The sequence below is a fragment of the Streptomyces sp. NPDC055966 genome (genome assembly GCF_042269865.1).
GTDB lineage: Bacteria > Actinomycetota > Actinomycetes > Streptomycetales > Streptomycetaceae > Streptomyces.
In genome coordinates this window covers 260084-271318 of record NZ_JBHJYK010000010.1, presented here as the reverse complement: position 1 = coordinate 271318, position 11235 = coordinate 260084, and the positions used below count along the sequence as shown (strand labels likewise).

The window sequence follows — 11235 nt, the reverse complement described above, 5'->3', positions numbered from 1 at the left end:
CCAAAAGGAGAGAGCACCAAGAGGAGAGCGGGGGAGAAGCCGTGTTCAACGCCTTCGAGGAACTGTTCGCGCCCGGCCGCAAGCACACCCGGGACGAGCAGAACCGCCTGGAGCTGACCCGCGAGGACGTCGGCGACGGCGATCCGGGGCGGGGGCCGATAGACCTGGCGTCGGGCAAGGTGGTCGTACGCCTGCCCGAGCCGCCGCCCGACGAGCCGCCGCCCGGAGACGTGCCGCCTGCCGAGGCGGAGACCGGGGCCGAGAGCTAGCGACCGGCGGCCGGGTGCCCCCCTCACCGCACCTGTGCCTCCAGTACCCGGTCGTCGCCCTTCTTCGGCGTGCCCCGGCCGTCCGTGTTGCTCGTCACCAGCCAGACCTTGCCGCCGCCCGCCGCGACGACCGTGCGCAGGCGCCCGTACGCGCCGGTGAGGAAGGCCTGCGGGGCGGCGGCCGCCGCCGTGCCCTTCAGCGGGATCCGCCACAGGCGCCGACCCTTCAGGCCCGCCATCCAGATCACGCCGTCGACGTAGGCGATGCCGCTGGGGGAGGCGTCGGCGGTGTGCCACTGGGCGAGCGGGTTCTGGAAGGCGGGGTCGGCGGACCTGCCCTCGGCGGTGGGCCAGCCGTAGTTTCCGCCGGGCTTGATCGCGTTCAGCTCGTCCCAGGTGTCCTGGCCGAACTCCGAGGCGAACAGCCGCTGCCGGTCGTCCCAGGCCAGCCCCTGTACGTTGCGGTGGCCGTAGGAGTACACCGGGGAGTCCGGGAAGGGGTTGCCCGGGGCCGGGTCTCCGTCCGGGGTGAGCCGGAGGATCTTGCCGCCCAGGGACTTCCGGTCCTGCGCCAGACCCCGCTCGCCGCTCTCGCCGGTGCCCGCGTAGAGCATGCCGTCCGGGCCGAAGGCGATCCGGCCGCCGTTGTGTACGGCACCCCTGGGGATGCCCCTGAACACCGTGTCGGGTGCGCCCAGTTGCTCGCCGGCCGGTTTCCGCTCGTCGTACAGGACACGGGCGATGCGGTTGTCCGAGGCGGTGGTGAAGTAGGCGTAGATCATGTGGTCCGAGGCGAAGCCGGGGGAGAGGGCGATGCCCAGCAGGCCGCCCTCGCCGCCCGCGGTGGCCCCGGAGACGGCGCCCAGCTCGGTCTTCTTCCCGGTCTTAGGGTCGATCCGGATGATCGTCCCGTCGTCGCGGGAGGACACCAGCAGCCCGCCGTCGGGCAGCGCGGCAAGCCCCCACGGCGACCTCAGCCCCTCGGCCACGGTGCGCAGCACCTGCACCGAGCCCCTGGCCGGCGGCACCGGATCGGTGGCCGACGCGGAGGCGGAGGCGCCCGGCGCCGTGCGGCCGGGCTGCGCGGCGCCGTCGCCGGGGTACGGCGCACCACCGCCGGAGCACCCCGCGGTCAGCAGCAGGGCGGCGGTCAACACGGCCGTCACAGCGCGCTGTTGCACGATCGGGATCCCTCCGGACGGCGACGGGTTCGACACCCGCCAACCTCTCACATCCGCCGCCTGCCCGGCTCCCACACGCCTGCCCTGCGGGCTGCTCGGGGGCGGGGTGCCCGGGCCGGGGGTTCACCGCGGCGCGTGCGCCTGGCTCGCGGACCGCTCGGGGGGCTCAGAGATGGCTGCCCGCCCCGCGGGCACCGCCGCTCATGCCCCGGCCCACGCGGGTCCGCAGGCCCCCGACCCCCGCCGGTCGGGTGGTTCCTCAGTCCCAGGAGCCCTGCGCCGCCGGCAGGTGGGAGATCTCGGTCAGGTCCTGGGCGGTCAGGGTCAGCCCGGCTGCCGAGGCGTTCTGTGCGGCCCAGTGGTCCCGCTTCGTGCCCGGTACGGCGATCACATGGCGGCCCTGGGCGAGGACCCAGGCGAGGGCCACCTGGGCCGGGGTGACGTCCTCGCCGTGGCGGCGGGCGATCCGGCGCAGGCCCGCGACGATCGGCTGGTTCGCCGCCATCATCTCGGCCGTGAAGCGGGGATGGCGGGCGCGCAGGTCGTCCGGTTCGAACCCCTCGCCCGGGGTCAGTGTGCCGGTCAGGAAGCCGTTGCCCAGCGGCATCGCCGCGAGGAACCCCACGCCCCGCGCCTCGCACCACGGCAGCAGCCCGGCCAGCGCCTCCGGTGACCACACCGACAGCTCCGCCTGCACCGCGGCCACCGGGAACACCTGCTGCACCCGCCGCAGTTGGCGCAGGGTGCCGTCGTGCAGCCCGGTGCCCGCGCGCCGTCCGCCGCGCGCTCCCACCGCGCACAGGCCCAGCGCCCGCACCTTGCCGGCCCGCACCAGCTCCGCCATGGCGCCCCACGTCTCCTCGACCGGGATCTCGGGATCGGCGCGGTGCAGCTGGTAGAGGTCGATGACGTCGGTCTGCAGGCGGCGCAGGGAGGCGTCGCAGGCCCGTCTGACGTAGCCGGGGCGGCCGTTGGCCACGATGTGCTGCTCGCCCACCAGCAGCCCCACCTTCGTCGACACGAAGGCGTCGCCGCGCCGCTCCCTCAGCACCCGGCCCAGCAGCAGTTCGTTGGTGAACGGGCCGTACATGTCCGCCGTGTCGAGGAGGGTCGTCCCCAGGTCCAGCGCCCGGTGCACTGCTCTCAGCGACTCCTCGCCCCGCCGCCGCGAGGCGCTGTACGCCCAGCTCATCGGCATGCATCCGAGTCCGACGGCCCCCACCGCGAGTGCCCCCGCGCCGATCGTCCTGCGCTCCACCTGCCCGTGACCCTCCCTCTCCTCGCCCCCAACCTAACCTCTGCACTCCCGCACCCCTGACATAGCCTCCGTTCCATGACTACGGATGTGTGGCTTCCCATCCCGCCCGAGCAGATCGAGGGGCTGCCCGCCGGGCCCCGGTACCTGTTCTGGGACGGTGGTGCGGACGGTGAGCAGGAGTTTCCCGGGGATCCCGCGGACTGTGCCGTGTACGTGGTGCCGTACATGAAGCCGCTGCCGGTCCGCGTGCGGCCGCTGGCGCAGCTGACCCGGGTGCGGCTCATCCAGACGCTCACGGCCGGCGTGGACGACATCACCGGGCGGCTCGGCTCCATCGTGCCGGGCGTCACGCTGTGCAACGCGCGCGGTGTGCACGAGACGAGCACCGCCGAACTCGCCCTCACCCTGACCCTCGCCTCCCTGCGCGGCGTACCCGGCTTCGTGCGCGCCCAGCAACAGGAGCGCTGGGAGGGCGGGTTCCGGCCCGCGCTCGCCGACAAGAACGTGCTCATCGTCGGGTACGGAGCCATCGGCGAGGCCATCGAGGACCGGCTCACACCCTTCGAGGTTGCGCGGGTGGCGCGCATCGCGCGCTCGGGGCGCACCACAGCGCGCGGTCTTGTGCATCCGATCGCCGATGTGCTCTCACTGCTTCCGGACGCGGACGTCGTCATCGTGTCCACTCCCCTCACTCCGGCCACACACAGGCTCGTCGACGCCGAGTTCCTCGCGCGGATGAAGGACGGTGCGCTGCTCGTCAACGTCGCCCGCGGCTCGGTCGTGGACACCGAGGCACTGCTCGCCGAGCTGAAGAGCGGCCGGATCACCGCCGCCCTGGACGTCACCGACCCCGAGCCGCTGCCGCCCGGCCACCCCCTCTGGCAGGCGCCCGGAGTGCTGATCAGCCCCCATGTCGGCGGCCCCTCCTCGGCCTTCCGGCCCCGCGCCGAGCGCCTGCTCGTCGACCAGCTGACGCGCTTCGTGAACCGGGAGCCGCTGCGCAACGTGATCCTGACGACGGACGCGGAAACGGAGGCCGAAACGGCGGACGACGGCGGGCGTTGAACCTTCCCGTACCCGGCTTCGCGTGAGCGCCGTACCCCCCGTCCGGCACCCTCCGCAACCCCTCGGACGCGGGCCGTGGCCACATCTCCGCTGGTCGTCACGGAGCGTAGAGAAGCTATGTCCCTGAGTGACGATCCTGGTGTATCGTCCCGACGAGGGGCAGCGCCGCTGACGTATCGGCGCCGGGGATGGACATTTCAGATTTTGTGAGGGGGGCGACGGGCGATGCACGGCCTATGGACGAACGATCCGACGCGGCGGAGCCGCCGACGGCGACCCTGGCGCACGACCGCGCGCAGGCGCGGTCACCACACCGGCCACCACAGCAGTCAGCAACGCAGGCACAGCGCCCGCAGGCGGCAGGCGCACCCGGCGCAGCGGGACCGGGGAGCGGCGCGGACCGGGAGGCCCCGGTGACTGCGCCGCTCGCGGTGACGACCACGTTCGAGGACGCGGTGCGCGCACCGCACCCGCAGGAGGTTCCGCCGCCGCGCCGGCCGGCCGCCGGCGAGGGCTCGCGCGTGACGGAGCAACTCGTTCTCGCCCTGGTCTGCGCGGCCTACGCCGTCGGGGCCGCGTTCGACTGGGGTGCGCACGAAGTGGCGTTGATCATGGGCGACTTCGGGCTCAGCGCGGCGGCGGGCGTCGCCGCCGTCTCCTGCTTCCTGTACTCCCGCAGCCCGCGCGTCCGCTTCCGGTCGGCCTGGCTGCTGTTCGCCCTGTCGTCGATGATGGCGTCCCTGGGCAACGCGGTCTGGGGGTGGTACGAGGTCGTCCTCGGCCGGCCCGTGCCCACGCCCAGCTACGCGGACCTGTTCTTCCTGTGCTTCGCGCCGCCCGCCATCGTCGGTCTGCTGGTGCTGGCCAAGCGGCCGGTGTCCAAGGCCGGCTGGATCTGCCTCGGGCTGGACGCCTGGCTGATCGGCGGCTCGCTGCTGACCCTGTCGTGGAGCCTCGCGCTCGCCCAGGCGGCCCGCTTCGACGGACCGAGCGTGCCCCACACCGCGCTGTCGCTGGCGTACCCGCTGCTCGACATCGCGCTGGTCAGCATGGTGCTCGCACTGCACTTCCGCCGCTCCCCGGGCAACCGCACGGCGGTGAACACCGCGATCGGCGCGCTCGCGCTGACCGTGATGTGCGATGCGCTGTTCACCTCCCCGCTGCTGCACAGCAGTTACCGCTCCGGCCAGCTGCTGGACGCCGGCTGGTTCGCCGGTTCGCTGCTGCTCGCCTACGCCCCCTGGGTCGCCCGGCACCGGGGCGCGCAGGAGGCGCACCGGCCGGACGGGCACACGCGCGTGATCCACGAGCACGTGCCAGGACAACGCGGCGCGGGCCATCCGCACGTGCCCGTGCCCGCACCGGGCAGCGACCACAGCCGCTATCCGTCCGGCCGTCCGCTGACCGGTTCCCTCGCCGCGCTGACCCCGTACCTCGCGGCCGCCGTGTGCACCCTGGGCATCCTGTACAACGTCCTCAACGGCCGCCGGCCCGACCATGTCGTGCTGATCACGGCGGGCATGGTCGTGCTCGCGCTCGTGATCCGGCAGGGCATCATGCTGCTGGACAACATCACCCTCACCCAGGAACTGGCGCAGAAGGAGAACCACTTCCGCTCCCTGGTCCAGGGCTCCAGCGACGTCATCATGATCGCCGCGCCCAACGGCGTCCTGCGGTACGTCTCCCCGGCCGCCGCCGGGGTCTACGGCCGGCCCGCCGAGGACCTGGTCGGCACGGAGCTGTCCAGTCTCATCCACCCGGAGGACCTGGGCTGCGTGGTGCACGAGGTGCGCCGCTTCCTCGTCGCCAGCCCGCTGGAGGAGCCCACCACCCGCATCGAGTGCCGTTTCCGCTCCGGTGAGGACGGCTGGCTCAACGTCGAGTCGACCGTCAACCGGCACCACGGCGGACTGATCTTCAACAGCCGGGACGTGACCGAACGCGTCCGCCTCCAGGCGCAGTTGCAGCACAACGCCGAGCACGACCCGCTGACCGACCTGCCCAACCGCGCGCTGTTCACCCGGCGCGTCCAGCAGGCACTGTCCGGCCGCCGGGCCACCGACCGGGGCGCGGCGCTGCGCAACACGGCGGTGCTCTTCATCGACCTGGACGGCTTCAAGGCCGTCAACGACACGATCGGGCACCAGGCCGGGGACGAACTGCTCGTCCAGGCCGCCCGCAGACTCCAGGACGCGGTCCGGCAGGGGGACACCGCCTCCCGGCTGGGCGGCGACGAGTTCGCGGCCCTGATCGTCGGGGACGGCACCCGCGACCGCGCCGCCCGGGAGCGCAACATCCTGGAGCTCGCCGACCGCCTCAGGGTGACCCTCTCCCAGCCCTACGCCATCGACGGCAACGACGTCCGGGTCAACGCGTCCATCGGCGTCGCCTTCGCCGAACCGGGCCTCGGCGCGGGCGAGCTGCTGCGCAACGCCGACCTCGCGATGTACCGCGCGAAAGCGGCCGGCAAGGGCCGGGTCGAGCTGTACAAGCCGCAGATGCAGCAGGACGTCGTACGCAAGGCGGAGCTGGCCACCCGGCTGCGCGCCGCACTGCACGACGGCGAGTTCGCGCTGCTGCACCAGCCGGTGGTGTGCCTGGAGAACGGCCGGATCACGGCGGTCTCCGCGCAGGCGCGCTGGCGCTCGTCCCAGGGGGTGCTGTTCACCCCGGCCGAGTTCCTGCGCGTGACCGAGGACGGTGACAAGACGGCCGAGCTGGACCGCTGGATCCTCCAGGAGGCCGTCGAGCAGGCCGCCGAGCGGGCCGCGACCGGGCTCGTCATGCCGGTCACCGTCCGGATGAGCGCCCGGCGGCTGCTGGACCGCGCCATGCCGCTCGGCTCGGTGGAGGCGCTGCTCACCCGGCACGGGCTGCCGCCCGGCGCGCTGGTCGTCGAGCTGTCCGACACCGATCCGCGGGTCTGTCTGGAGGACCTGGAGCGGCGCCTGACCGCGCTCAGCCGGCTCGGGGTGCGGATCGCGCTGGACGGCTTCGGCAGCGGCTACGCGGCCATCACGGCCCTGCGCAGGCTTCCGGTCGACATCCTGAAGCTCGACCGCGGCCTGGTCGAGGGCGTCGTGGAGTCCGCGCGGCTGCACAAGATCACCAGCGGTCTGCTGCGGATCGCCGGGGATCTCGGGCTCCAGTCCGTGGCCGAGGGCGTGGACCTGCCGGAGCAGGTCGTCGCGTTGCGCGCGATGGGCTGCACGCACGGGCAGGGCATGGCGTTCGCGGGGCCCGTGGACGAGTACCGGCTGCGCCGGGCGCTCGGATCCGGCCACTATCCGGTGCCGCACGCACCGGCCGAGCCGGCGTTCGCGGGCAGCGTGCGCGAGCCGCAGGGACGCGTCGGCATCGAGAGCGGGGCCGGGCTGCGGTCCGACACGCTGCGGTCCGAAGGGATGCGGTCCGAAGGGCTGAGCACGGTCGTGGCTCCGGCGCCGAGCGGTGCGCCGCGGAGGTGACCCGGGCCGTGGGCGAGTAGGCGAAGCACGTGGTGGAGTGGGGTGCGGGGGTGTACACAGGGGGTGTTCCCGCTGTCTTCGGAGGCGGCAGTGCCCTTCGCTCACATTCTGAGACTCCCGTCCCACCCACTTGACACGTGGTGCGCGTCAGAGGGAGGGTCAGTGTCATGCGCACCCGAATTCTCGTACTTGGCAAGCGCGTCGGCTGAGCTGGGACCCACCGGAGGACGATCCGGAATCCCCGGCGACCGCACCGGCGCGCTCCCCTCGCTTGCCTTACGGCACGAGGGGTTTTTTGTTGCACGAGCACCGATCGTGCACCACTTGAACTCCGCACAAACCTCGCAAAAACCCTCAGCATCGAGAAGAGAATGCCGATGACCGAGCAGGCCACCGGGGCCCATCCGCAGCCGCGGCCCCGATCCGGAGGACAGCAGTCCGCCCCCGTCGAGCACGTCACGGGTGCGCAGTCCCTCATCCGCTCCCTTGAGGAGGTCGGCGCGGACACGGTATTCGGCATTCCCGGCGGCACGATCCTCCCGGCGTACGACCCGCTGATGGACTCCACCCGGGTGCGTCACGTCCTGGTCCGGCACGAGCAGGGCGCCGGCCACGCCGCCACCGGCTACGCGCAGGCCACGGGCAAGGTGGGCGTCTGCATGGCGACCTCGGGACCCGGCGCCACCAACCTGGTCACCCCGATCGCCGACGCCAACATGGACTCCGTGCCGCTGGTCGCGATCACCGGGCAGGTGGTGTCCTCGGCGATCGGTACGGACGCCTTCCAGGAGGCGGACATCGTCGGTATCACCATGCCGATCACCAAGCACAGCTTCCTGGTCACCAAGGGCGAGGACATCCCGCGGGTGATCGCGCAGGCGTTCCACATCGCCTCGACCGGCCGCCCCGGCCCGGTCCTGGTCGACATCCCCAAGGACATCCTCCAGAAGAAGACCGTCTTCTCCTGGCCGCCCACCATGGACCTGCCCGGCTACCGCCCGGTGACCAAGCCGCACGCCAAGCAGATCCGCGAGGCCGCCAAGCTGATCACCGCCGCCAAGCGGCCCGTCCTCTACGTCGGCGGCGGCGTCATCAAGGCACAGGCCACGGCCGAGCTGAAGGTCCTCGCCGAACTCACCGGGGCGCCCGTCACCACCACCCTGATGGCGCTCGGCGCGTTCCCCGACAGCCACCCGCTGCACGTGGGAATGCCGGGCATGCACGGTGCGGTCACCGCCGTCACCGCGCTGCAGAAGGCCGACCTGATCGTCGCCCTCGGCGCCCGCTTCGACGACCGCGTCACCGGCAAGCTGGACAGCTTCGCCCCGTACGCCAAGATCGTCCACGCCGACATCGACCCGGCCGAGATCGGCAAGAACCGCGCCGCCGACGTGCCGATCGTCGGTGACGCCCGCGAGGTCATCGCCGACCTGGTCCAGGCCGTGCAGAAGGAGCACAGCGAGGGCCACCAGGGCGACTACACCGCCTGGTGGAGCGACCTGAACCGGTGGCGCGACACCTACCCGCTCGGCTACGACGAGCCCGAGGACGGCTCGCTCTCCCCGCAGCACGTCATCGAGCGCGTCGGGCAGCTCGCCCCGGAGGGCACGATCTTCGCGGCAGGCGTCGGCCAGCACCAGATGTGGGCCGCCCACTTCATCCAGTACGACAAGCCCGCCACCTGGCTCAACTCCGGCGGCGCCGGAACCATGGGCTACGCGGTCCCGGCCGCCATGGGCGCCAAGGCCGGGCAGCCGGACCGGACGGTCTGGGCGATCGACGGCGACGGCTGCTTCCAGATGACCAACCAGGAACTGACCACCTGCGCGCTGAACAACATCCCGATCAAGGTCGCCATCATCAACAACGGCGCCCTCGGCATGGTCCGCCAGTGGCAGACCCTGTTCTACAACCAGCGCTACTCCAACACCGTCCTGCACAGCGGTCCGGACGACGTCAACCCGGACGCCCGGGGCACCCGCGTCCCGGACTTCGTGAAGCTGTCCGAGGCGATGGGCTGCGTGGGCCTGCGCTGCGAGCGCCCCGAGGACCTGGACAAGGTCATCGAGGAGGCGAACTCGATCAACGACCGCCCGGTGGTCGTCGACTTCATCGTCCACGAGGACGCGATGGTCTGGCCGATGGTCGCCGCCGGCACCTCCAACGACGAGATCATGGCCGCCCGGGACGTCCGCCCCGACTTCGGCGACAACGAAGACGACTGAGCGAGAGAGACGTAAAAAGACCATGTCCAAGCACACGCTCTCCGTCCTGGTGGAGAACACGCCGGGCATCCTGGCCCGCATCGCCGCCCTGTTCTCCCGCCGCGGCTTCAACATCGACTCGCTCGCGGTCGGCGTCACCGAGCACCCCGACATCTCCCGCATCACCATCGTGGTGGGCGTCGAGGAACTGCCGCTGGAGCAGGTGACCAAGCAGCTCAACAAGCTCGTCAACGTGCTGAAGATCGTCGAGCTGGAGCCCGGCCAGGCCGTGCAGCGCGAACTCGTCCTGGTGAAGGTCCGCGCCGACAACGAGACCCGCTCCCAGATCGTGGAGATCGTCCAGCTGTTCCGCGCCAAGACCGTCGACGTCTCCCCGGAGGCCGTCACCATCGAGGCCACCGGATCCGGCGAGAAGCTGTCCGCGATGCTCAAGATGCTGGAGCCGTTCGGCATCAAGGAACTGGTGCAGTCCGGCACGATCGCGATCGGCCGCGGCGCCCGCTCGATCACGGACCGCTCGCTGCGCGCTCTGGACCGATCCGCGTAACGCTGGAAGCGAGCTGGAACACCGCTCGAACGCAGAGCTGGGACACGGCTGAAAAGGGGCGAGCGCGACACGTCGGCCGCCCGCATGCCGAGACCCCGGAACTTCCCCTCCCCCCACCGCATACGGTGGGACGCACAACCTGAACACCAAGGAGAGAACCCAAAGTGGCCGAGCTGTTCTACGACGCTGACGCCGACCTGTCCATCATCCAGGGCCGCAAGGTCGCGGTCATCGGCTACGGCAGCCAGGGCCACGCCCACGCGCTGTCGCTGCGTGACTCCGGTGTCGACGTGCGTGTCGGTCTGCACGAGGGCTCCAAGTCCAAGGCCAAGGCCGAGGAGCAGGGCCTGCGCGTGGTGACCCCCGCGGAGGCCACCGCCGAGGCCGACGTCATCATGATCCTCGTCCCGGACCCGATCCAGGCCCAGGTCTACGAGAAGGACATCGCCCCGAACCTGAAGGACGGCGACGCCCTCTTCTTCGGCCACGGCCTGAACATCCGCTACGGCTTCATCAAGCCCCCGGCCGGCGTGGACGTCTGCATGGTCGCCCCGAAGGGCCCGGGCCACCTGGTGCGCCGTCAGTACGAGGAGGGCCGCGGCGTCCCGTGCATCGTGGCCGTCGAGCAGGACGCCTCCGGCGACGCCTTCGCGCTGGCCCTGTCGTACGCCAAGGGCATCGGCGGCACCCGCGCCGGCGTCATCAAGACGACCTTCACCGAGGAGACCGAGACCGACCTGTTCGGCGAGCAGGCCGTCCTGTGCGGTGGTACGGCCGCGCTGGTGAAGGCGGGCTTCGAGACCCTGGTCGAGGCCGGCTACCAGCCGGAGATCGCCTACTTCGAGTGCCTGCACGAGCTGAAGCTGATCGTGGACCTCATGTACGAGGGCGGCCTGGAGAAGATGCGCTGGTCGGTCTCCGAGACCGCCGAGTGGGGCGACTACGTCACCGGCCCGCGGATCATCACCGACGCCACCAAGGCCGAGATGAAGCAGGTCCTCGCCGAGATCCAGGACGGCACCTTCGCCAAGAACTGGATGGACGAGTACCACGGCGGTCTGAAGAAGTACAACGAGTACAAGAAGCAGGACTCCGAGCACCTGCTGGAGACCACCGGCAAGCAGCTGCGCAAGCTGATGAGCTGGGTGAACGAGGAGGCGTAAGCCTCATGTCAGGGGGTCGGGGCATGCTGCTCCGGCCCCCTGTGTCCCTCTGTTGTCCAC

8 protein-coding genes are annotated in these 11235 nt (G+C 71.5%); 6 read left to right on the top strand and 2 right to left on the bottom strand.

Annotated elements, in window-relative coordinates:
* Positions 1-41: 41 nt before the first annotated feature.
* Positions 42-269: a DUF6191 domain-containing protein gene (locus ACFC8N_RS22945; RefSeq protein ID WP_376289351.1), complete on the top strand. Its 228-nt coding sequence runs from the start codon at positions 42-44 to the stop codon at positions 267-269.
* A 23-nt stretch (positions 270-292) separates the two neighbouring features.
* On the opposite strand, the gene ACFC8N_RS22940 is transcribed toward ACFC8N_RS22945, so the two are convergent.
* Positions 293-1450: a PQQ-dependent sugar dehydrogenase gene (locus tag ACFC8N_RS22940; RefSeq protein ID WP_376289349.1), complete on the bottom strand. Its 1158-nt coding sequence runs from the start codon at positions 1448-1450 to the stop codon at positions 293-295.
* A 259-nt stretch (positions 1451-1709) separates the two neighbouring features.
* A complete protein-coding gene (locus ACFC8N_RS22935; RefSeq protein ID WP_356037175.1) occupies positions 1710-2708 on the bottom strand; it encodes an aldo/keto reductase in 999 nt (332 codons plus the stop codon).
* A 75-nt stretch (positions 2709-2783) separates the two neighbouring features.
* On the opposite strand from ACFC8N_RS22935, the gene ACFC8N_RS22930 reads away from it, so the two are divergent.
* From ACFC8N_RS22930 to ilvC, 5 genes are all read left to right on the top strand, one after another.
* Entirely contained in the window at positions 2784-3773 is a 990-nt protein-coding gene (locus tag ACFC8N_RS22930; RefSeq protein WP_376289347.1) for a 2-hydroxyacid dehydrogenase, read from the top strand.
* Positions 3774-4186: 413 nt separating this feature from the next.
* On the top strand, positions 4187-7240 hold the full coding sequence (locus ACFC8N_RS22925; RefSeq protein ID WP_376289345.1) for a putative bifunctional diguanylate cyclase/phosphodiesterase: 3054 nt from the start codon (positions 4187-4189) through the stop codon (positions 7238-7240).
* A gap of 377 nt (positions 7241-7617) precedes the next feature.
* Positions 7618-9465, top strand: coding sequence for an acetolactate synthase large subunit (locus ACFC8N_RS22920; RefSeq protein ID WP_356037183.1), 1848 nt, complete (start codon positions 7618-7620; stop codon positions 9463-9465).
* Positions 9466-9487: 22 nt separating this feature from the next.
* Positions 9488-10012: an acetolactate synthase small subunit gene (gene ilvN / locus ACFC8N_RS22915; RefSeq protein ID WP_071379685.1), complete on the top strand. Its 525-nt coding sequence runs from the start codon at positions 9488-9490 to the stop codon at positions 10010-10012.
* A 164-nt stretch (positions 10013-10176) separates the two neighbouring features.
* Positions 10177-11175, top strand: a complete 999-nt coding sequence (ilvC, locus tag ACFC8N_RS22910; protein ID WP_376289342.1) for a ketol-acid reductoisomerase — start codon at positions 10177-10179, stop codon at positions 11173-11175.
* Positions 11176-11235 lie beyond the last annotated feature (60 nt).

What these genes read in the sequence shown, in the direction of transcription:
- ACFC8N_RS22930 (WP_376289347.1), top strand. Translation starts at nt 2,784, where the DNA reads ATGACTACGGATGTGTGGCTTCCCATCCCGCCCGAGCAGATCGAGGGG.
- ilvN (WP_071379685.1), top strand. Translation starts at nt 9,488, where the DNA reads ATGTCCAAGCACACGCTCTCCGTCCTGGTGGAGAACACGCCGGGCATC.
- ACFC8N_RS22920 (WP_356037183.1), top strand. Translation starts at nt 7,618, where the DNA reads ATGACCGAGCAGGCCACCGGGGCCCATCCGCAGCCGCGGCCCCGATCC.